The 21,454-nt window shown below is 60.1% G+C and carries 20 protein-coding genes; 7 read left to right on the top strand and 13 right to left on the bottom strand.

Annotated elements, in window-relative coordinates:
* From H567_RS0116570 to H567_RS0116550, 5 genes are all read right to left on the bottom strand, one after another.
* The coding region (locus H567_RS0116570; protein ID WP_028322249.1) for a xanthine dehydrogenase family protein molybdopterin-binding subunit at window positions 1–551 on the bottom strand (551 nt) is incomplete at its 3' end.
* Window positions 552–573: 22 nt separating this feature from the next.
* Window positions 574–1,065 carry a (2Fe-2S)-binding protein gene (locus H567_RS0116565; RefSeq protein WP_028322248.1) on the bottom strand — a complete coding sequence of 164 codons (492 nt, stop codon included), beginning with the start codon at window positions 1,063–1,065 and terminating at the stop codon, window positions 574–576.
* 12 nt (window positions 1,066–1,077) lie between these two features.
* Complete coding sequence (locus H567_RS27390; protein ID WP_161626642.1) at window positions 1,078–2,076, bottom strand: FAD binding domain-containing protein; 999 nt, start codon at window positions 2,074–2,076, stop codon at window positions 1,078–1,080.
* A 464-nt stretch (window positions 2,077–2,540) separates the two neighbouring features.
* Window positions 2,541–3,947 (bottom strand): sigma-54-dependent transcriptional regulator, encoded by a 1,407-nt coding sequence (locus H567_RS0116555; RefSeq protein WP_028322247.1) that lies wholly within the window; start codon window positions 3,945–3,947, stop codon window positions 2,541–2,543.
* Window positions 3,944–5,563 (bottom strand): PAS domain-containing protein, encoded by a 1,620-nt coding sequence (locus H567_RS0116550; protein ID WP_028322246.1) that lies wholly within the window; start codon window positions 5,561–5,563, stop codon window positions 3,944–3,946. The genes H567_RS0116555 and H567_RS0116550 overlap by 4 nt, the downstream gene beginning before the upstream one ends.
* A gap of 382 nt (window positions 5,564–5,945) precedes the next feature.
* On the opposite strand from H567_RS0116550, the gene H567_RS0116545 reads away from it, so the two are divergent.
* The 6 genes from H567_RS0116545 to H567_RS27380 all read left to right on the top strand — a co-directional run bounded on the left by H567_RS0116545 (window position 5,946) and on the right by H567_RS27380 (window position 11,592).
* Entirely contained in the window at window positions 5,946–7,751 is a 1,806-nt protein-coding gene (locus tag H567_RS0116545) for an adenine deaminase C-terminal domain-containing protein (protein WP_028322245.1), read from the top strand.
* Between the two features lie 291 nt (window positions 7,752–8,042).
* On the top strand, window positions 8,043–8,243 hold the full coding sequence (locus H567_RS0116535; RefSeq protein WP_028322244.1) for a cold-shock protein: 201 nt from the start codon (window positions 8,043–8,045) through the stop codon (window positions 8,241–8,243).
* A 345-nt stretch (window positions 8,244–8,588) separates the two neighbouring features.
* Complete coding sequence (locus H567_RS0116525) at window positions 8,589–9,137, top strand: pilus assembly FimT family protein (RefSeq protein ID WP_028322242.1); 549 nt, start codon at window positions 8,589–8,591, stop codon at window positions 9,135–9,137.
* A gap of 4 nt (window positions 9,138–9,141) precedes the next feature.
* Complete coding sequence (locus tag H567_RS0116520) at window positions 9,142–9,915, top strand: prepilin-type N-terminal cleavage/methylation domain-containing protein (protein ID WP_028322241.1); 774 nt, start codon at window positions 9,142–9,144, stop codon at window positions 9,913–9,915.
* Window positions 9,902–10,318, top strand: a complete 417-nt coding sequence (locus H567_RS27385) for a type IV pilus modification PilV family protein (RefSeq protein ID WP_153306225.1) — start codon at window positions 9,902–9,904, stop codon at window positions 10,316–10,318. The genes H567_RS0116520 and H567_RS27385 overlap by 14 nt, the downstream gene beginning before the upstream one ends.
* On the top strand, window positions 10,315–11,592 hold the full coding sequence (locus H567_RS27380; RefSeq protein ID WP_051185047.1) for a DUF7305 domain-containing protein: 1,278 nt from the start codon (window positions 10,315–10,317) through the stop codon (window positions 11,590–11,592). Before H567_RS27385 ends, H567_RS27380 begins: the two co-directional genes overlap by 4 nt.
* 94 nt (window positions 11,593–11,686) lie before the next feature.
* On the opposite strand, the gene H567_RS0116505 is transcribed toward H567_RS27380, so the two are convergent.
* The 5 genes from H567_RS0116505 to H567_RS0116485 all read right to left on the bottom strand — a co-directional run bounded on the left by H567_RS0116505 (window position 11,687) and on the right by H567_RS0116485 (window position 16,437).
* Window positions 11,687–12,967: a Ni/Fe hydrogenase subunit alpha gene (locus H567_RS0116505; protein ID WP_028322239.1), complete on the bottom strand. Its 1,281-nt coding sequence runs from the start codon at window positions 12,965–12,967 to the stop codon at window positions 11,687–11,689.
* The gene (locus tag H567_RS0116500; protein ID WP_028322238.1) at window positions 12,957–13,739 is read right to left on the bottom strand and encodes an NADH-quinone oxidoreductase subunit B family protein; all 783 of its coding nucleotides are present in this window, start codon (window positions 13,737–13,739) and stop codon (window positions 12,957–12,959) included. The genes H567_RS0116505 and H567_RS0116500 overlap by 11 nt, the downstream gene beginning before the upstream one ends.
* Window positions 13,740–13,741: 2 nt before the next feature.
* Window positions 13,742–14,581 carry an FAD/NAD(P)-binding protein gene (locus H567_RS0116495; protein ID WP_028322237.1) on the bottom strand — a complete coding sequence of 280 codons (840 nt, stop codon included), beginning with the start codon at window positions 14,579–14,581 and terminating at the stop codon, window positions 13,742–13,744.
* 16 nt (window positions 14,582–14,597) lie between these two features.
* A complete protein-coding gene (locus tag H567_RS0116490) occupies window positions 14,598–15,074 on the bottom strand; it encodes a Crp/Fnr family transcriptional regulator (protein ID WP_028322236.1) in 477 nt (158 codons plus the stop codon).
* Window positions 15,075–15,312: 238 nt separating this feature from the next.
* On the bottom strand, window positions 15,313–16,437 hold the full coding sequence (locus H567_RS0116485) for a 4Fe-4S dicluster domain-containing protein (RefSeq protein ID WP_035254834.1): 1,125 nt from the start codon (window positions 16,435–16,437) through the stop codon (window positions 15,313–15,315).
* Window positions 16,438–17,001: 564 nt separating this feature from the next.
* Between H567_RS0116485 and H567_RS0116480 the strand changes: the two genes are divergently transcribed.
* Window positions 17,002–17,448 (top strand): acyl-CoA thioesterase, encoded by a 447-nt coding sequence (locus H567_RS0116480; protein ID WP_028322234.1) that lies wholly within the window; start codon window positions 17,002–17,004, stop codon window positions 17,446–17,448.
* A gap of 77 nt (window positions 17,449–17,525) precedes the next feature.
* On the opposite strand, the gene mutM is transcribed toward H567_RS0116480, so the two are convergent.
* The 3 genes from mutM to H567_RS25505 form a co-directional block, all read right to left on the bottom strand.
* Complete coding sequence (mutM, locus tag H567_RS0116475; RefSeq protein ID WP_028322233.1) at window positions 17,526–18,356, bottom strand: bifunctional DNA-formamidopyrimidine glycosylase/DNA-(apurinic or apyrimidinic site) lyase; 831 nt, start codon at window positions 18,354–18,356, stop codon at window positions 17,526–17,528.
* Window positions 18,357–18,387: 31 nt separating this feature from the next.
* The gene (locus H567_RS0116470; RefSeq protein WP_051185046.1) at window positions 18,388–19,842 is read right to left on the bottom strand and encodes a M48 family metalloprotease; all 1,455 of its coding nucleotides are present in this window, start codon (window positions 19,840–19,842) and stop codon (window positions 18,388–18,390) included.
* A gap of 281 nt (window positions 19,843–20,123) precedes the next feature.
* Window positions 20,124–21,350, bottom strand: a complete 1,227-nt coding sequence (locus H567_RS25505; RefSeq protein WP_208598407.1) for an MFS transporter — start codon at window positions 21,348–21,350, stop codon at window positions 20,124–20,126.
* Window positions 21,351–21,454 lie beyond the last annotated feature (104 nt).

The raw sequence follows: 21,454 nt of genomic DNA, 5'->3' as shown, positions 1-21,454 counted from the left end.
TCCCTGACATAATCCGCCTCCTTGAAACCGGCTTCGATGTCGCCCCACTCCGAGGTGGTCTTTCCGCCGATGTTCATCACAGGCTCTTTGACCTTCGGATGCGTCGGGTGGATCTCCGGTGCATCCGGCTTCATCGCCTCCTCCGGGTCAAAAACAGCCGGAAGAGGCTCATATTCCACCTCGATCAGCCGCAGGGCCTCGTCCGCCGCATAGACGTCCGTGGCAGCCACCGCCGCTACTTCCTCCCCGATGAACCTCACCTTGTCCATGGCCAGAGGATACTGATCCGCAGGATACCTGGGGGTCTCCACAAAACCATGCTTGACGCCCAGGGTGTCTTTACCGGTGATGACCGCCTTGACCCCCGGGACCTGCCGTGCGCGCGTCGTATCGATACGGACGATGCGCGCGTGGGCGTGAGGACTCCTCAATATCCTTCCCACCAGCATGTTTTTCAGCTGGAGATCCACCGTGTAAACGGCCTGCCCGGTCACTTTTTCAGGACCGTCCTTTCTTAGAATCCGTTTTCCCACATATTCCAGATCGCCCATGATTGATGCTCCTTGGGATGGCTCAGCGCTTGTCGGCCGCCGAAGAAGCCGCGTGCAGCACGGCCTCCATGATCTTGTTGTAGCCCGTGCACCGGCACAGGTGTCCTTCCAACGCCTCCTGAATCTCTTCCTCGCTCGGGTTGGGCCTTCGTTTGAGCAAGGCCGTCGAAGCCAGGACCATGCCCGGGGTGCAAAACCCGCACTGGACGGCGCCTTTCTCGAGGAAGGCCTGCTGGACAGGGGTCAGAACACCTTCCTCTGCCTGCCCTTCTATCGTTTCGACCCGCTTCCTCTCGCATTCAACGGCCAGCAGAAGGCAACCCAGAACCGGCTCCCCCTCCACCAGCACCGTGCAGGAGCCGCACTCGCCCGTTCCGCAGCCTTCCTTGACCCCCGTCAAACCGATCCGGTTGCGCAGGACTTCCGACAGGGTCTCTTGGGGCTCCACGGCAAGCTCATAGGTCTCTCCATTGATCGTCAATTCCAACAAACGTTTCGATGGCTTCGTTCTCATAAGGCACTCCTGTTATCGGCCGCCGGTAAGCTGATTCACTGCGCGGGTCAGGGCATTCAGGGCTTCGACCTCGAGGGCCCTGGTCAAATACCACTTGGAATAGCCGTGATGAGGGATCACCGTCACCTCCTCCGCCACCTGGCGCGCCGCCTCGGCCAGCAGCGCCGGCGAAAAGGGCCCTCCCACGAGCAACCCCTCGCTTTTGAGCGCCCGCACAGGAGCCGGAGACACCGCCCCAACGGCGATCCGGGCCCGGGTGCAGGTTCCCGGGTCCTTGCCGGTTTCCAGGAGCACCGCGATGTTCAAGGCCCCGAACTCCATCCCCTCCCTCAAGGTCAGTTTCGAGAAGGCCCACCCCCGGGTGCCTCCGGTCGGAGGCACCCGAATGCCGGAAATGATCGTATCGGACCCAATGGTCAAAGGGTGCAGGGAATCACCGCTGTAAAGGGCTTCGAGGTCCAGCAGCGCGCCGGCCCCGTCCCCTTCGACCTGGATCTTCGCACCCAGGCAAATGAGGGCGGGCGCCGTATCCGACATGTAAACGGCCCAGCACTTTTTCCCCTTCGGTATGAAATAGCAGAAATCTCCCCCCCGTTTGAAGCACGGCTCTACGAACTGGAAGGTATGCCTCTGGTTGAAATACAGACATCGCGTGTCCTGGCAGAGATTCCCCGCCAGCGTAGCGACATTCCTGATCTCCCGCGTAGCCACCCTGCCGGCGGCCGCAGCGAGAAGCGGCGCATTCTCCGCCACCTCGGGCGAAAGCGCCACGGACGCCAGCGTCGAAGCGCCGTCCAGGATCAGGTCGCCCTCCGGGAGGACCTTCGGAGCGGAGACCCCGAGGCCCTTCAGGCTGATCAGGCGCTCTGGATCGGCCACCCCGTATTTCATGCGAGGCAGCAGATCCGTTCCTCCGGCCAGCAAGGTGCTCTTGACGGCCTTTTCCGTCAAGAGGCTCGAGGCCTCCTTTAGGCTGGTCGGTTTCTCGAATGCAAATCTGGGAAGGTACATGTCCATCCCTCCGTCCATGAAAAGGTTATCCGCTCGAAGACGGACCGTTTGAGCCATTCACGCCACCAAAAGAAGCTACGTCGGCGGCGGCCCCTCATCGGTTCTCTTAAGCGGGTTCCGCGTTGGATGCACACATGGGCATCTTTCGCCGGTAAAGTTTGAGATAAGCTTAAGCAACAGGCATGCCAAAGACTTTTCAGCGGTTTATTGAGCTGAAAATACATGGAAATCGGGATTGTTTTCTCATGGAGAAAACGAATTTATGCCTCCTGTTACGAGGCAGGAATGTCTCCTTGAATGAAACAGATGCGCACCGAGCTCGCTAAACGAACCTCTTGACGCTATTCCGGTAAAACAGACTCTGTCGCTGGCAGCGGCCAAGCGGTCGATGATCGATCGGCTCATCCGCTGGACTCCTTTCCCTGCAACCTTGAACACGGCGTTCGACGGTCTCTGCGGGCTGCTTACAAACTTTTGAAGGACTTTCCGGACATTCCAAATTGCTTCATGAGCCGCTGAAGAGAGGTGCGGCGCATATTCATCGCCTGGGCGGTTTTCGTGATATTGCCATCGTTGAGCACAAGGCACCGGGCAAGATACTGGCGGGTGAAATCGTCCACAATCTTTCGGCGCATTTCTTGAAACGTCCTGTTTTGGTCCGCTTGAACGTCCGGAAAGCCTGTCTTCATCAGCCCGGAGGGCAGCATATGCTCGATGCGGACGTTGCCGTTGTCCGCCAGCACGGCAGCCCGCTGAACGGCGTTTTCGAGTTCCCTTACGTTGCCGGGCCAATCGTACGCACACATCATGTTCAGGATCTCGTCCGGTATGCGGAGGCGTTGGTCGAGGTTCAGCCGCGCCGTGTAATATTTTAAAAAATAAGCGGCGAGGACGGGGATGTCCTCGCACCGCTCCCTCAGAGGGGGCATGGTCAGCGCAACGACGTTGAGACGGAAAAAAAGATCGGGTCTGAAGGCGTTCTCTTTGACCCTTTCTTCCAAATCCCGGTTGGTGGCGGCGATGATCCGGACATCGACCTTCACCGGTTCGACGGACCCGAGCCTCACGACGGTCTGCTCCTGGACGGCCCGCAGCAGCTTGCCCTGAAGGTCCATGGGGATCTCGCTCACCTCGTCCAAAAAAAGCGTTCCCTTGTGTGCCTTCTCGAAAAATCCCTTGCGGTCGGTGTGAGCCCCGGTAAAGGCCCCTTTGACATGTCCGAAGAGTTCGCTCTCGAGGATGCCTGCGGACAAGGCCGCGCAGTCGGCCACGACAAAGGGCTTGGCCCTGCGGCCGCTCCGGTCGTGGATGGCCCTCGCAGCCAGTTCCTTGCCCGTCCCGCTTTCACCGTAGATCAGAAGGTTGCAGTCGATGGGCGCTATCTTTTCGATCGCATTCATGACCCGGTTCATGGCCGCGGAGGAGCCGAACACGAAAGAACGCTCCCTGCTGTCCTTCAACTGATTGCGAAGGTCCTCGATCTCCTCCTGCAGTGTCTTTTTTTCATGGACCTTGTCCACCACATGAAGCAGTTCATCGGCATCGAACGGCTTCGAAAGATAGTCGTAAGCGCCGTATTTCATCGCTTTTACGGCCGTCTCCACGGTCGCATACCCGGTCATGATGATGATCTCGAGTGCCGGACTCACCGTCTTGACCTTTCCCATCAAGGTGATGCCATCCATCCCCGGCATCCGTATATCCACCAGCAGCAGGTCGAACAGATGCCCTTTTTTCTCGATCAAATCCAATGCGGCCGTGCTGTCCGAGGCCCCCATCACCTGGTAGCCCTGCCTCGACAGCAGCCTGATGCAGCGTTTGCGGATGGAAACCTCGTCGTCCACGACCAGTATTCGAAAATGCTCCCTCAACGGACGCCTCCTTCCCCGCCCGCCTCCAAGGCCGGCAAAAGAATGCGGAACACGGAGCCTTCGCCTCCTGGTGCATTTTCCACCATCATCCGCCCTCCGTGCTCTTCGACGATCCTTTTGCTGACTGCAAGCCCCAGGCCGGTTCCCTTACCATCCTGCTTGGTAGTGAAAAACGGCTTGAAGACACGATGCATCAGATCAGAAGGAATTCCCGGACCGTTGTCGGCTACGGACAAACGAATCCAGTTCCTGGCCTCTTTGGGAAACCGGTGAGGCTCGGCTGAAATGGTAATTCGGCCCCCTTGGACCAGCGCGTCCCGTGCGTTCTTGACGACGTTCATGACCACCTGCTGAAGGCTGTTGGAGTTGCCCTTCACAAAAGGGAGGTTTTCCCGGTACTGTTTGACGATTTCGATGTTCTCGATCTCCGCCTGACGCTGAACGAGCATCAGGCTGTCGTCGATCACCCTCGTGATACTGAGGGGTTTTCGCTCTTCGGGAATGCTGCGCGAGAAGTCCAGAAGCTTCTGCGTGATCTTCTTGCATCGGCGCGCATCGTTTTCCATTTCCTCGAGCTCTTCGAGGGCCATCTCGAGGTCGAGCCTTCCATCGCGGATATCCTCCAGCAGCATTTGAACGGATATGATGAGCCCGCCCAGAGGGTTGTTGATCTCATGTGCCACCTCGCTCGCCAACGTGCCGATCAGAGACATCTTTTCCGACTGGAAAAGCTCCTCCTTGAGCCTCTGGATCTCTGAGATGTCCGTAACCGCGTTGACGATGCCTGAAACGATGTCCCCTCCTTCACGCAGGTACGAACTGGAAACAAAGAAAGGGACCTTTTTCCCGCTCTTGGTGATGAAGCTGGTCTCGAAGGATGACTGCCCGGCCTTTTCCCCCCGGGAAGCCGTCAAGTGCTCGAACAGGGAATGATCCTCCGCATCGACGACCGTGGTATAGTGCCGCCCCAGCAAATCCCCGGGCTCGTACTCGAGCAGGTCGGCAAGACGCTTGTTCACGAAAGTGATTCTCCCTGACAGGTCGATGATCTGTATCCCGTCGTTGAGGGAGGCTATCAGGTTCTCGTTGAAAGCCTTCAAGCGGACCATCTCCTGGTCTATTCTCTGTTTCTCCTTCTCCTTCGTGAGGTCACGGGCCACACCCACCATGGCGATGGGCTCATCCTGTTCGCCCCTCAGAGGCACACACCTTACATGGGCTGGGAACCGTCTGCCGCCTTTGGTGCGGAACATGATCTCGCCGTTGTATGTTTCGTTCCTTCGGATGCAGCCGAGGACGTCCGGCTCCCTGGCACCCAGGACGGCGATGTGGCGGTTCAGGACCTCGGAGGCCTCGAACCCGAACATCTGCTCCGAATACTTGTTGAAAAAGACCAGGTAGCCTTCCAGATTGGTTATCACGATGGATTCGATGATGTTTTCCAGGACGTTTTCGATGAACTCCTTGGTGGTCTTCTTCATACCCAGGATCAACCGGTCCCAGTTGATCGGCTCCCGGCCGGCGGAGGGAACGGGAGGATCCGGCGCCCCCCTGAATTTCATCTTGCGGCGCGCCTCTGAACGACGGTGCCCGTCGATTCCTGTTTTCTCGGTCATCGAATTCCTCCCCTCTTCGACGCACGCCGCTCCGCCTCAATCGGCCGCTTGCCGTCCCAGAGCATCATAGCATATCCCTTCAGCGGACAGTCCTCCAAACGGACAATCCCTAAAAAAGGTTAAATTCCGGACACCTCCAGAAAGAAGCTCCCCGCATCGGCTCATCCGCAGGGTCCTTGCGCGCTCTCAGGCTTTGACCTTCTTCAGGCAGAGTTGTATATATGCCTTACACCGCCTTCCGCCTGCAAGCGCCCGGGACCCCTATTTTCATTCCAGGGAGGAGACACCAACCCCTTCACCATCGTTTTCGGCGGAAGGCGCGACTCACCCCGGTGATACCCATGCCGGGCATGGGCGAGACCATCTTCAAAGGAGCAGGTGCATGAACGACACCCACAGCGCTATTATGACTGCCATGACCCTCGATGAGGCCACATGGCTCATGGACACGGCCCTCGGGCGAAGGCCGGCCGATCTGGCCATCGTAAACGCGAATCTCGTCAATGTCTATACCGGCGAAATCCTTCCGAACCAGGGGGTGTGCGTCAGCGGGCGTTGGATCGCTTACACGGGGGAGGATCCCCGGACCTCCATCGGGCGCGAAACCCGCGTCATCGACGCCGCCGGCAAGACCGTCATCCCCGGGCTGATCGACGGTCACACCCACATCTCGAACCCGTGCCTCCCGAGCGAATTCCTACGCTATGTTATGAAAGGCGGCACAACGAGCCTGATCGCGGAAATGATGGAGCCCTACCCTGTGGCAGGCATCGACGGGGCCATCGATTTCGCCGAGGCCCTGGGCGATCAACCGATCAAGATCTTCACCACGATGCCCGCCATGGTCTCCATCAGCCACGCCTGCCGAGGCATCGCGCTCGACGATCTCAGGATACTGGCTGATCGGCCCGAGACGGTGGGCATCGGCGAGTCCTACTGGCAGGCGGTGATCCAGTCGCCGGAGGTCTACCTCCCTGCCCTGCTCGAAACGCGCAGGCGCGGAATGGTGCTGGAGGGCCATACGGCCGGAGCGAGCACCCGCAAACTCCAGGCTTACACCGCAATGGGCATCACCTCTTGCCACGAACCGGTCAAGCCGATGGAGGTGCTCGAACGCCTGCGCCTGGGAGTCAACGTCATGCTCCGGGAAGGAGGCGTCCGGAAAGACCTGGAGGTCCTGGCCGGCATATTGGAGACCGGCGTGGACCTGCGGCGTGTGAGCGTCTGCACCGACAGCGTCGCGCCGGATGATCTGGTATCGAACGGCTACCTGGAATGCGTCGTCCAGAAGGCCATCGACTGCGGCTTCGCACCGATGGACGCCATCCGCATGGCGACCCTGAACGTCGCCGAGCATTTTCATTTGGATCACCTGATCGGAGGCATCGCACCAGGTCGATATGCCGATTTGGTCGTCATCCCCGACATCCGCACGATCCGGGCGGAATGGGTCGTCTCGAACGGCCGGGTCATCGCTGAAAAGGGGCGGCTCCTGATCCAGCCCCGCCGTCATCCATTCTGCGAGGCGAGCCTCAGCACCATTCATCTCCCGAGACGGATGGAAGCCGCTGATTTCGATGTGGCAAGCCCCGCCAAAGGTCCGAGGGTCCGAGTGCGCGCCATGGAAATGGTGACGGATCTCGTCACCGCCGAGCGCCGCCTGGATCTGCCTGTCGCCGAAGGGCGGATATCGGCCGATCCACAAAAGGACATTGTCAAGATCGCCGCCATCGACCGCCGGATCACTCCGGGCAAGACATTTACGGGCTTCATCAAGGGCCTTCACATGACGCACGGAGCTGTAGCCATCAGCGCCGCATGGGACTCCACCGACATCATTGTCGCAGGTGCAAACGAGGACGACATGGCCACGGCGGTCAACCGCATCCTCGACCTGCAGGGCGGCTTCGTCATCTGCGCCGGCGGCCGGGTGGTCGAAGAAATTTCCCTGCCGGTCTTTGGATATATGTCCCTCGAACCGATCGAGACCGTAGCTGAGAAGTTGAACAGGATGGCCCGGGTCATCCGGGAGATGGGCGTAACTTTTCCAGACCCGGCGCTTTCGTTCGTCACGCTGACCGGCGCCGCCATCCCCTATCTGCGCATCTGCGAGGAAGGCTATGTGAACCTGAAAGACGGTCTGACAGGCGGACTCTTCCCGGACGACTCCGGCGAAGGGGAGCATTGAGTATTCAGAAAGTGCACTGCGGGAAACGGCAAGCCTGGGCGATGCATGCTTTGCCGGCGGTCCCCGGCCAAGATAGCATATTCATCGAGGCCGGTTTTAAAAAAGCCGGTGCACTCGTTAAAATTTTGAAAATATCTCTTGCGTTTTTTGCGGGATAATTTATAGTATTTCCCTGAATTATCCCGGTAGGGCATCCGGGCCGGCTTCATTCGCAGGTAGTGATCCATTTGTCAGAGTGACGACCTCGGATGGGGAACAGGTTGAACTTTTGTTGAAAGGAGGTTGGGCACTGTGGCAAAAGGCACCGTCAAGTGGTTTAACGACCAAAAAGGATTCGGTTTTATTCAACAGGATGAGGGCTCAGACGTTTTTGTTCACTTCTCCGCGATCAAAGGCACCGGCTTCAAATCGCTGGCCGAGGGCGACCGCGTGAGCTTCGATGTGGAACAGGGCACCAAAGGCCCCGCTGCGAAAAACGTCGAAAAGATCTAAGCACCCCGCGATTCGACCAGGCAATCCGCCCCTCCGTGCGGATTGCCTTTTTTTATGTAGCCCTGGAAAATCGCCGAGGAAGCGCCCCTCATCCTCAGGAACGCCCTGGACACGCCCCTTGCATCCAAAAAACTCTCGAGATTGCAGCCGAGCGTAAAAAAAACGCCCTTCAGCCTGTGCATACCGCCTCGATACGGCCATCCGCTTGAATCATTAAGCCCCCAAGATCATTCATCAAAAAAGGTCCTCTGCCTCCTGGCACATCTATTGCTGCTCCGCTCCTTTTAAATGGGTTTCATTTGAACGGCCTGCTCCGCCCCCTTTCAATCGCCGTGAGGTCGATTCATGTTTATCCACTGCAAAGGTTTTACGCTCGTCGAACTCCTGGCCGTCCTCTTCATCGCGGGGACATTCGCCGCAGCCGCGATCCCCGTTCTTTCCCAAACGGTTCACCAGTGGCGTCTGAGAAACGCGGTCCAAGACCTTTACCAGGGCTTCCAGATGGCAAAAAACTCCGCGGCCCGGGGCAACACCCTTGCAGGCCTTGTCTTCGACCGTGACAGCGGAGGCTCTATCAGCGGCTTTACCGTCTTTTCCGATCTCGATGCCGATTTGAGTCGTGATGAGGGGGAACCCATCCTCGAGCAGGTCCGCTGGAGGGACTACCCGGGCATCTCGTTGGCCCGTGAAAAAGGCGGGGTCGAAAGAATTTCCTTCGACTGCAATGCTGGCAGTCATCCTGCCGTCGGATTCCGGCCGAACGGGATCCCGGTTTCGAGCACCGGCGGACTCGGCATGGGATCCGTTTTCCTTGAAAACCGCTGCGGCCGAAGCCTCGGAGTCATCCTCTCCTGCGCCGGCCGGCTGCGTATCGCCGAAACGCCGGAGGAATGATCCAGTGGGTTTCTCCCGTTCAAAACCCTCTTTTCACCGGGCCTTCTCCCGCCGTGCCGGCTCCGGCAGACAGGCCTCACCCCATGTCGAGGGTTTCAGTCTGCCCGAGATGATGATCGCCATGGCAGTGACGGTCATTCTCTCTTCGCTGATCTGGGTAAACTACCAGTCCCAGCACGAAGCCTCTCTCTTTCAAATACAGACCCTCGCGATGCAGGAAGACCTACGTTCGACGATGACCCTCATCGCGGACGACCTGCGTATGGCCGGCTACGATCCGATCCGCCAGGCGGGGCGGCCCCCCGTAGGAACCGGGATCCTCCTCGCCGGCAGGGACCGGATCCGCATAACCATGGATCTCAACGGAGATGGAGACACCGACGACCCGAACGAGGACGTCGACTATCGGGTCAAGGATTCGGACGGTGGATCGGCATTGCATCGCAAATCCTCCTCCGGGGGCCGCGCATCTTTTCAGCCTGTGATCAACCATGTCGAGGCGATCGATTTCGTCTATCTCGACCGGAACGGGAAGGTCCTCGATGACGACGGGCAGGGCAGCGTCACCGAGAGGGTCGACCGGATCTCCAGTATCCAAATCCTCCTCGCCGTGAGGAGTCCGCTCGAGGACCGAAAGGTCCGGCACACCGCCGGCCTGTTCAATCTGCAGGGCCGGTGCATCCTGCCGGCCTCGCAGGATGCATACCGCCGCGCCTCTCTGATCGAAGCGGTGTATTGCCGAAACCTGCGGGTGGAAGATGACGATGCCCGGTCCTAGGCATCCGATGGTCGCCCCGGCCTTGACTTTATCCAGGATGCGCGGTTCCGGCGGGATGACCCTGATCGAGGTCCTGTCCGCCACGCTGGTTCTTTCCCTGGGCCTGCTCGCTCTTGCTTCCCTGCAGATCACGGCGATGCGCGCCAATGCCTACGCGCGGGATCTCTCCCAAGCCACGGCCATCGCCAAAACCTGCATGGAGGAGCTTTTGGCAGCGCCCTATTCAAGCCTCCAAAAGATGACCGAATCCCGCAACGCGAACATCCGGGGGTTTTCCGCAAGAACCGCCGCTGAGCCATTGGTGCCGCAAACAGCCGGGGTGCTATTGACCGTCAACGTCACCTGGCGGCAGGGAAAACGGACCCACTCCATGAAACTGCAATCCCTCAGGAAGCCGTCATGAACCCTTCACACCTCTTTCGAAGCAGCCTGCATCCCCCTCCCAGACGCCGCCAGGAAGGGACCGCTCTGCTGCTCGCACTGGTTTTTCTGTCTCTTTTCAGCCTGCTCGGGCTCTCCGCGCTGAAGGCTTCCACCAACGAGATCCGGATGGCCGGCAGTCTCAAAGATCAGGCCGTCGCTTTCTACCATGCCGAAGCCGGCCTCCAGCACGCCCTCGAGGTCATGGAGCAGGGGCTCGAGGACGGATCCTTCAGCCTCCCTGAAATAGAAGGGAGCCCGACGTCGCCGCCGATCAGAGAAATCCCGGCAGGTTTGGAGTTCCAGATAGAGCCCGGGAGCCTCATCAAGACGGAACGAAATGTCTACGCATTTTCGAGCAGGGGCTTCGGCCCCCAAGGCGCCCAGACCAGGATCAGGGCCCTCTTCAAGCGAGACAGGGAATCCGCCCTCCGCTACGCCGTCTTCGGCGACAAGGGGGTGGAATTTCACGCGGCCGCGGGGGCTTACAGCTACAATTCCAGAGGCTCCGGAAAACCATCCCGGAACGACAACGATGCGCTGACCCACAAAGGCTCGGTTGCCTCGAACCGTTCGATCAGCCTCGCGGAGGAGACCGTCATCGATGGAGATGTTTACCTTGGCGAAGACGCCGGGGGAGTTCAGGCATGTATTTGGTCAGCCGAGCCTTCCGGCGGCGGCATTTCCGGAGAAAAGGGGATTCTGGCAGGCAGGATAGCGCCGGATCCTCTCGGGCTTCGAACGGGCGCCTATGCCGCCCGATTCAACGCACCGCCGGCCGATTTCAACAACGAAGCGGACGGCGTCGATTCATCGCTCGAAATCGACAAAAGCCTCACACTCCTCGGCGGAAGCGAAGGGACGGAATATCTTTTGGACCGCATCGCCCTGAAGGCCGGGGCGGTTCTGAGCATCGACGTGCGGTCCGGGCCGTTGACCTTGTACCTGAGCGGGCCGATGCTGTGCGAGCCCGGCTCCGTCATCGAGGTGGTGGGCAGCCCGTCGGACTTCACCATCCTGTGCAACACCCCTGACACCATTTCCATTGGGTCGGGGTGCACTGTTATGGGGCTCGTTTACGCCCCCTACGCCGACGTCTCCCTCGGGGTGGAAGCCGCCCTCTATGGCGCAATCCGGAGCAGGTCGACCGTCCTCGAAAACGCAGCGACCGTCTTCTATGACGAAGAAGCGGCGAAAAGATACCGGATTTATAAGAACACGTTGACCCTTTGCGGCTGGGACAACGGCTTCCCGTGATGCGGCGCGCATCTTCCCTGGTTCGGACTCTCGACCCGGCTATCCAGTCTCCGGAACTCCCATGGCGGGTCGGCCGGAGCGCCGCGTCGCGCTGTCAACTCGTCTGCACGACGTGGCAAGAACAGGAAATACAGGGATCGTAGTTCCTGATGGCCTGTTCGCACAGCCAGGTGAGCCGGTCCTCCGGTAGATCCGCATACCGCTCCACCAGCCGGCGCAGATCCCTTTCGACGACGCCCTGATTCTGCGAGGTCGGCGGTACAATCCGCACGGACCGGATCACGCCTTCCTCATCCAATGCATAGCGGTGCCAGCAGATCCCCCGTGGAGCCTCCGAGCAACCGTACGCGGTAGCCGAATGGGGCTCGAAATCGATTGCAGGGCTTGGCGGGGGGTCATAGCCGGCGACGATATCGAGCGCCGTTTCACAGGCGCAAAGGACTTCGATGGCCCTGACGACAATGCTCTTGAACGGATTCCGGCAGGGCGGAACGCAGCCGGCCTCCTCTGCCGCCCGCCGCGCCATCGGTGGCAGTTGGTCGAAGTTCAGGTTGAAACGCGCCATGGGGCCAACCATGTAGGGGCCACGTGCTTTTACCGCCGCATGGAGAGCGGTCGAATGGGCGGCTTGCTCTTCCCTGAAATGCGCCTCGAAGGCCTCCAGAGGGATGTCGAGCCCTTCGCTGGATACCAGACGCCCCTCGAGCACCGCGTATTCATCCGGATGGTGCATAGAGACAAATTCATAGTCCTGCTCAAATACGGGAAAATCGAAACCCGCCACCCACCGAACCGTGTCATAGGCCGCATCCCGCGCCCATTCAAGGTCTTCGGTCAGTGCCAGCAATTCCCGCCGTCCCGGAACCCGGTAAAAGCCGCCGACCTTGAAATTGACGGGATGGATCTCGCGCCCTCCAAGGAGCGTGACGATGCGGTTTCCAACGGCCTTTAGTCTGAGTCCACGCTTCACCATCTCGGGCTGAATCCCCGCGAGTTCGATGGCATCCGCGCAGCCGAGGAAATCCGGGGCGTGGAGCATATAAATGTGCAGTCCGTGGCTTTCGATCCACTCCCCGCAGTAAATGAGACGCCGCAACTCCCTCAAGGGCCCCGTGAGCCTTGCGCCGAAAGCCGACTCCATCGCCTGGCTGGAGCTGGTCATGTAAGCGATCGGGCAGATTCCGCAGATGCGGGCCGTGATGTCGGGCGCCTCAGCATGACAGCGGCCGCAAAGGAGCGCTTCGAAGAAGCGGGGAGGTTCGAAGATGCGGAACTGGACCGATTCGACCTGCCCCCCTTTGATTTTCACAAAGAGGCCCCCTTCGCCCTCCACCCTCGCCAAAACATCCACCTTGATGGTCTTGTCACCTTTCATGGGTCTCACTCTCTTTCCGGAAGGCATCCGCGTTGGCATTGAAGCCGCGGAAGGCCCTGAGGATATCGACCTTCTCGACCCCGAGTGCAGCACGCCACATGTGCGTCAACGAGGCGGTATTGGGGGTCTCCTTCGGCCCGAAACACCCATAACAGCCGCGATCATAGCTCGGGCAAATGGCGCCGCAACCAGCCTGTGTCACCGGCCCGAGGCAGGGGACGCCCCGCGCCACCGTTACGCAGACATTCCCACGGCGTTTGCATTCCACACAGACGCTGTATGTGGGGATGCACGGTTTACGGCCCGCAAGGAGCGCGGTAATCACCTCGAGCAACTGGGTTTTTTGAATGGGGCAGCCTTTCAGCTCGTAATCCACCTGGATGTGATCAGCAACCGGCGTCGACTTTTTGAGCGTCTGGATCCATTCGGGTCTCGGATACACCGCTCTTGTGAAGCGCCGCACATCATCGAAATTTCTGAGGGCCTGAATCCCTCCCGACGTGGCGCAGGCCCCGATGGTCACAACGATTTTCGACCGGCGCCTCACCTTGTGGATCCGCTCCTCGTCATGAGGGGTCGTGATAGACCCCTCGACAAGCGATAGATCGTAGGGCCCCGGCAAGAACGTGCGGGAGGCCTCCGGGAAATAGGCGATCCGGATCTCACCGGCGATGGTCAGGAGATCCCTTTCGCAATCGAGAAGCGTCAACTGGCACCCGTCACAGGAGGCGAATTTCCAAACGGCGAGCTTCGGTTTTCTCATTTTCGGCATCTTCACAACTCCCGTTTCCCCAACAGCGTCCCGATCTCACTCAGGCGGAAAACCGGGCCGTCCCGGCAGACCAGGACCGTGCCGAGCTGGCAATGGCCGCAGATCCCCTCCCCGCATTTCATGTTCCGCTCCGTGGACACATGGATGCGTTCTTCGGTCAGTCCTTTATCCTTGAGCGCCCGGATCGTATGGGTCATCATGATTTGAGGCCCACAGATCAGGGCTCGGGTGCGCTCGGCGTCCAGACGGAGGCCCGGGATGAGGGTCGTCACCACCCCGACACTGCCCCGCCACCCCTCACGGGCGCTGTCGACGGTTACCTCGATCTTCATGTCGAAACGACCGCGCCATTGTTCGAGGAGGGTACGGAAGAGGATATCGGACGGAGTCCGCTCCCCGTAAATGAGGGCGATATCCCCGAAGCGCTGCCTGCGCCCCAGGATCGAATAGATGACAGGCCGCAAGGGCGCGAGGCCGATGCCACCGGCGGCCAGGACGACATCCCCCCCTTCCAATTCATCGAGCGGCCATGGCCGGCCGAAGGGCCCCCGGACCCCGATCACGTCCCCCCGCCTCAGCTCGGCCATCTTGTGGGTTACAGAGCCGTAAGAGCGGATGGTATGGACGATCTTCGCTTCGTCCAGCGGATCCCCGCTGATCGAGATCGGAACTTCCCCCACGCCGAACATGTAAAGCATGTTGAACTGCCCCGGCCAAAAACGCATGGGAGCGCCACCGTCTTCCCGCACGAGTTCCAGGGTGAACGTATCCCGTGTCTCCCTCTTTCGGCGCTCGATGCTGTAAAGGACCGGTTCCATCACCGTGTACGAATGCTCCGGCATGCCGCAACCTATCCTTTCAAAGATGCCTGCCGTACAAATCCAGGAGCTGCAGGGTCATATCCTGGAGGCGATTGACGGCAACAAGTGAAAAACGCTTCAACAGCTCATAACCGAGGCGCGGATCCTCTTCGGCCCTCTCTCTTAGAAACGCACCTTCCAACATCACGGCCCGGGTTTTTTCCAGCGCCGTCGCATCGAAACGCCTCCGGTAAGGCGAATAAAACCAGGACCAGCCCAGGATGTCCCCGGGTCCCACCGTGTAGACGGTCACGGATCCGCGCCCGGTAACAAACACCTGGATCGCCACCCGGCCCGTTTCGATCAGGAAAAACCGATCCGCTTCGTTCCCCTCCCGGTAAATGGGCTCTCCGGCATCGAAACTCACCGACCGGGCGCTGGAAGACAGCATCTTGATAATCGCTGGATCGAGATCACGAAAGAAGACATGCTCGGCCAGCATCTTTTCCGCCTCTTCAGCTGCGTGCTCCTTCATCTTCCTTCCCCTCCCCTATCTAACTCACCCTATAGACCCTGGACGAATCTCCTTCCGTTCCTCATCCCCGCGGCCTCACGAGGCCCCCGGCGGACAGGTTCTTCAAGTTTGCAGAACCTTTCCTCCTTTCCAAACCGTTTCCATCCGGTAATGATTTTCCGGGTGCAACCGCGTTTCCGATTCAGGGCGCCCCGGCGGGTGCCCGACGCCGCGCCATCGATTCCAGCGGGCGGCTTCCTTATGCTTGAAGGGCCTTCACCTCAGCCGTGATGTCGATCCCCACCGGACACCAGGTGATGCAGCGTCCGCACCCGACACACCCGCGTGCCCCGAATTGCGGCACCCACGTCACCAGTTTGTGCGTCATCCACTGGCGGTACCGCGACCTTGCCGACTCCCGGACACTTCCCCCGTGGATGTAAGAAAAGTCTCGGCTGAAGCAGGTATCCCACATCCGGATGCGCCCCGCGCTCCGCCCGTCGACCGCGTTTTCCTCCGAAACCCCGTGGCAGAAACAGGTCGGGCAGACCAGGGTACAATTGCCGCACGTCAAGCAGCGTGCGGCCACCTCATCCCAGTGCGGATGCTCGAAATGCTCGAAGAACAAGGCATCCAACGTCTCCGTATCCATGCGGCGCCCCATTTTACGGGCCGCTTTCTCCATTACCTCCGCCGCCAGGCGCTTATCCTCCTCGGGTGCCAGCTTCGCGCCGGCAGACTTCAGGATCTGTTCGCCCTCTCGGCTTCCAGCACGGGCCACGAAGCAGTGCCGGCCATCCAGATTCAATTCCGTCATGGCGATGTCGAAGCCGGAAACCACCCGCGGGCCTGTTTTCATGGAGACGCAGAAGCAGGTTCCGCCCGGCCTGGTACAATCCACCGCCACAATGAACATCTTTTTTCGCCTGGCCGCATAAACCGGATCGGCCGACGGACCATCCAGCAAGACCCCGTCCAGGACAGCAACGGCCGCCGTATCACAGGCCCTTACCCCGATAAAGGCATAGCGGGGAGGATCCTCCTTAAACGCCTCCAGTTTGAATCCGCTGTCTGTCAGATGCGCCCCGATGAGCCGAATCTCGGCCGGGTAGAGATGATGCTTCAGGGAATGGGGTCCCACCACGTGGGCGAAAAGGCTTCCTGCAGGTTCATCCATCAATCGATAGCGCCCGGCGTCCTGTTCATCGACCCGCCCGGCAGGAATATCCGCGGTCGATCCGATCTCCCCCAATACGATAGCCCCGCTGCGTTCCAGCGGCCCGATAGTCGTGTAGCCTGCCTGTTTGAGGGCCGCAATCAGCCGTTCGAATCCTTCGAGGTCCAGGATCTCCTCAGACGGCGTCGTTCGCTGTTGGCTCGTCATGACTATTCTCCCGCATGAAGCTTGCAGTTGCACCCCAGGATATGCCTAAGTGACATTTTTCAAATTTCAGGCGGACCTGGCAAGCACTAAAAGCAGTGGATGAATCTTCCACCCGCAGGGGGACATCGAAGGGAAGGCTATAGGGTATTTAGATTTTGAACTATTTGCCTGGTCACGCCTTTCTCGGACAGATTAAGGGCTTGACACATCCCCTGCTGAACCTACAATAGACACCCGGGCAGCCGACCCGGCGACAGACCGTACACCCTCTCCCACGCTCGAAAGTTCAACCCGGGAGAACAGGAAAAACCATGCAGCCGCCCTTCTCGAACTTTCAGCGGTCTTATACCGGGGAACTCACTCGATCCATCGATCTCACAATGGATACGAACCTACCCCGAGCGTTCTGCAATGGATGATTTCGACGTCTCATAGAGTCGTCCTGCAGTCTGCCGGAAAAGCTCACCAAGGCAAAGCCGATTCGCCGGATCACCTTCGACGATACGGCCGGTGCGGCGCCGCAGCGATCGGACCACGCACCCAGGCAGCCTGAAAGGATTTGGAATGGAACCAATAACGGATCGAAGCGACGTCCCCTCCAACGGCTGGCACGAATGCCGGATCCGCGTCCGTTACAAGGACACCGACCGGATGGGCGTCGTCTATTACGGCAATTACCTCACCTTTTTCGAAATCGCCCGCGCGGAATTCATGCGGGATCTCGGGTTTTCATATGCCCGCCTCGAAGCGGACGGCTACAGTCTGGTGGTGATCGAGGCGGCGGCGAAGTACCATGGCAACGTGGGTTATGACGCGGTCGTCCGCGCCCGATCGAATGTCGCGGAGCTGAGCAGGGTGCGTATGCGCTTCGAATACCGGATCCTGGATGAAGAAGGGCGCCTGCTCGTCAGCGGCCACACCACCCATGCCTGCCTGGATGGAAACCAGAAACCGGTGCGCATCCCTGCAGCGATCGACCAGGCCATCCGCGAGAGGTGCTCGATCCCATAGGGATAGCGAAAAGGCACAATCATCCGACGTTTCCAGCCAGGCCAAGGCACCGGTGACGGGGCCGCGCAACGCGCCCCTTACAAGGCCTGGCATTGCGGGCAGATGTGGGTGCCGCGCTGCCCCACCACGATCCGTTCGATCGGACAGCGGCAGCGCCGGCACGGCTCGCTGGTTCGGCGGAAAACCTCCAGATGAGCCTGGTTCTTGCCCGCTTTTTCCCCCAGTGACCTGAAATTGGCCTTACCGCGCCCGAGGGATGTCCCGCTGTTTCGAATGCCTTTTTCGAGCACCTTGACGATCGCCCTGTGAAGAGCCCGGATTTCTTTGCGCGTGAGGGTCGCAGAGACCCTGCAGGGATGGAGCTTCGCCTCCCACAAGGCCTCATCGACGTAGATATTCCCGAGCCCCGCCAGAAAGGATTGATCCAGCAGAAGGGGCTTCAAGCGCCGCCTGCGGGAACGGAGCCTCTCGGCCAAGAGCGGCACGCTGAAATCCGGATCGAGGGGTTCCGGCCCCAACCGGTCAAGAATGCCCTTGGTATCCTCGACGAGATAGCAGCGTCCAAACTTCCGCGTATCGTGAAGCCGCACCTCGCGATCCGCTCCGAACCGCAGGACGAGCCGGTCGTAAGGCGAGCGTGCCTCTCGGGGGGAGGCGACAATGAGCCGGCCGGACATACGCAAATGAACCAGCAGGTGTCCCTGAGGCGCCAGATCGAAGACGATAAACTTCCCCCTCCGGCGAACAGCTGCGGCGACCTTCCCCGCGATCCCCCTGCAAAACTGTTCGGGCGTGAGCCCGCTGACAGTCCGCGGCCACAGGACTTCCGCTCGCGTGATGACGGCGCCCCTGAGCCCCCCCTCCAGAAGGTCGTCTACGATCGTCTGCACCTCGGGAAGCTCCGGCATGGCTCCCTATCCCTCCATCCTCTGAAAAGGCCTATTTGCGGATAACCTTCACCAGAGCACCCTTCTCAACCGGAGTGTTCACCGATCCGCCGTTCAATAGGGCCCACTCCTCGACCTTGTCCTGCGGAGCCCCGAGGGCCCTCAGCACCTGCCCCAGCATCCCCGAGGAAGGGGCCTTGACGATGCGGATCCGGTCCGGCCGGACATCGATCCTGGCAGAATCTCGAAGGGCCTGGAATCCTCCCACGGCCTGCCGAAAAACCGGGCTGTAGGAGGAGAAGCTGCCGGCGGCGCAAAAACCCTGGAACTCGAATATCTTGCCATCCTTCTGAATGAAGTAGGACAATACCCCAAGCACCCCCTGGTTCGTCCGCACCTGGCTCACGAGGCGGACAGCCCGTAGCCCGTTGACGGTTTCCTCGCCCGAATCGACCACCTGGGCGCCCGACTGGCTCACGAAAGCCCCCGCCGCATCCCGAGGCGTTCCGGCAGCAGCCATCGAAAGGGTGAGGGCGGCGTCCTTGCTTGGGCTCATCACCCTGACCACCTGACGGGTATTCTGTAGGGCCCATCCGCCCGGGACGGGGAACTGAAACCGGAGATCGGGATGGTAGAAAACACCGCCGGTGGTATATCCCTCGCGCGGATTGCCCCCGAACACGAGCCCGTCAATGCGCATCAGGTAACGCTCACGATCCACACGGTATTGCCGGGCCCCCAGCCGACCCTGCCACTCAGCGGTCTTGCGTCTGACCGCCCCCATCCGGTCGTCGGGATTCGGGTGGGTCGAAAACCATTCCGGCAGACCGCTGCGGTCCGAGGAGGGATTCATCCGCTCCAGGGTCTCGAAAAAAACCGCCATCTGGTTTGCGTCGTACCCTGCCTTGCTGGCATACTCCACCCCAAGGTCATCCGCCTCCCGCTCGTTTTCGCGGCTGAAACTCAGGAAAAGCAGCTGGACCCCTGTCTGAGCTGCATCCTCGAAGCGTTGCAGCGTCGGCGAAAAGAGCATGCCGGCGGCCAAGCCGATCTGAGCCAACTGCGCGCGGCTGTATTGCTCGGCCGAATGCCTGGCCGTGATGTGGCCTAGTTCGTGCCCCAGGACGGCAGCCAGCTCCGCCTCGCTGTTGAGGGACCCCAGGATCCCCCGCGTCATGTAGACATAGCCCCCGGGGGCGGCGAAGGCATTCACCACGGCCGTATCCAGAACCGCAAACTGATAAGGCAGATGCGGCCTATGGGAAAGCCCCCCGAGCCGCTGACCGATTCCCGCCACATAAGCCGTCAGGGGCGTGTTGTCGTAAAGGCCGTATTCCTTGGAAACCGCCTGGTCGCTTTGCCTCCCCATCTGAATTTCCTGCTCTTCGCTCATCAGCATGAGCTGGGTCCGCCCGGTAACCGGGTCGATCGCACAGGCCGGAAGGATGAGAAGACACACGGCCAACAAAACGAAAACCCATTGATTCCTGAATCCCATTTTCTTCATGAGAGGATCCCTTCAACCCGTTCATTCATTCCTGCAACAAGCCCGCCCATGTTCGACCGGACTCGACCTAAGACACTCCATGACCTCGGTTCGTTCAGACTAAGCGGTCGGCATTTTGCTGTCAATCCCGAGCTACCCCCTCCTCAGCTGCCGGAACTATGCCACCATGTCATCTGCGCGCCATCACTCCCTCTACCTTTTCCCCTGCCATCTTTCATCCTCGGGGCGATCCGAGCCCCTGCATCAGGACCATCAAGAGGATTCGCGGGCATCGGATTCGATCAATCCGGCTCGTCCAGCCAAACCCGCATCCTCGACAGGAAGACGGCCAGCCCCAGCATGAGCGACCCGCCGGCGACGGCAAAAACGGCCCGGTAGCCGGCATGTTCCCCGATCCACCCGAGCAGGACGGAGCCCAGAAAGATCCCCAGATCGATCCCGCCCGTGTAGATGCCGTTGATCTTGCCCCTGACCTCGGATCGTTCACGGCGCAGGGCCAAGGTGTTCAAAGACGGATAGAGGATCCCATGCCCGCAGCCGCTCACCAGCCCTGCGATCGCGAGCAGCACATGCCCTCCCAGCTGCGTCAGCAGCAGGAGTCCGCCCCCTGTGATGAAAAGGGCGCAGGGAACGACCCGCTCCTCCCCCACCCGGTCTGCCGCCCGCCCCCCGAAAAAACGGGTAACCACCGCCGCAAAGGTGTACGCCACGAAATAGACCGAGATGTGCTCGATCCCCAGCGCCTGGGCGAAAGGCGCAACGAACCCTCCGTAGCCCGCCAGCCCGATGCCGAACAGGAACGCCAGCATCGTGACCATGAGGATCTTTCTGCGCCGAAGCACTTCGAAAAAACCAGCCTGACGCTCGTCTGCACGGTACACAAAGGTCTCCCGCAGCGGCAGATGAAGGAAAAAACTCAGGAACCCCATGCCTGCGCAGGCCAGAAAATAGACATCGAACCCAAACCGATGGATGATCGGCTCGGTGATCAGGGGGCCTACCGCCATCCCCATCAGACCGGACGTGCCAAACATGCCGATCCCCTCGTTGAGGCGTCCGGGAGGAATGATATCGGCGATATAGGTAAAGGACGCCGTGAAACAGAGGGCCACGCCGATGCCGTGAAACAGTCTGAGCACGACGAGGGGCCAATAAAAGCCGGTCAAAGGGCCATCCAGAAGGAGATAGGCGAGCGGGGCCGATCCCATGATGAAGCTCCCCGCGGTGTAGCTCCGCTTGCGGCCGGCGCGGTCTACCATCAGGGAGACCCAGGGGCGGCAAAACACTGCAGCCAGGGCCATCACACCCATCATGACGCCGATGTCGATCTTCGAGCCGCCACGCGCGGTGACAAAAAGAGGAAACAGGAAGAAGGAAGCCAGACTCGAGACCATGCTGAAGCTGGCAAACGCCATGATAAGGAAAGAAGGGGTGTACAGGCGATTGTGCAGGGCCTCGCGGTTCAGTGAAGAACCCCTGTCCTCGGGCTGCATGCTGGGCTGTTTCATACGCTATGATCGATCCATGCAGGTCCATGGCCAAAAAATTTCGGGGAGAACTGTCCGCCTGGTCGCCGTTTTTCAGCCTGCCCGCAATCCGGCGCCTTGTCAAC

Origin of the sequence: Desulfatiglans anilini DSM 4660, assembly GCF_000422285.1 — a bacterium.
Lineage (GTDB): Bacteria > Desulfobacterota > DSM-4660 > Desulfatiglandales > Desulfatiglandaceae > Desulfatiglans > Desulfatiglans anilini.
The sequence above is the reverse complement of the archived record's forward strand: the minus strand, read 5'-3'. Positions and strand labels throughout refer to the sequence as shown.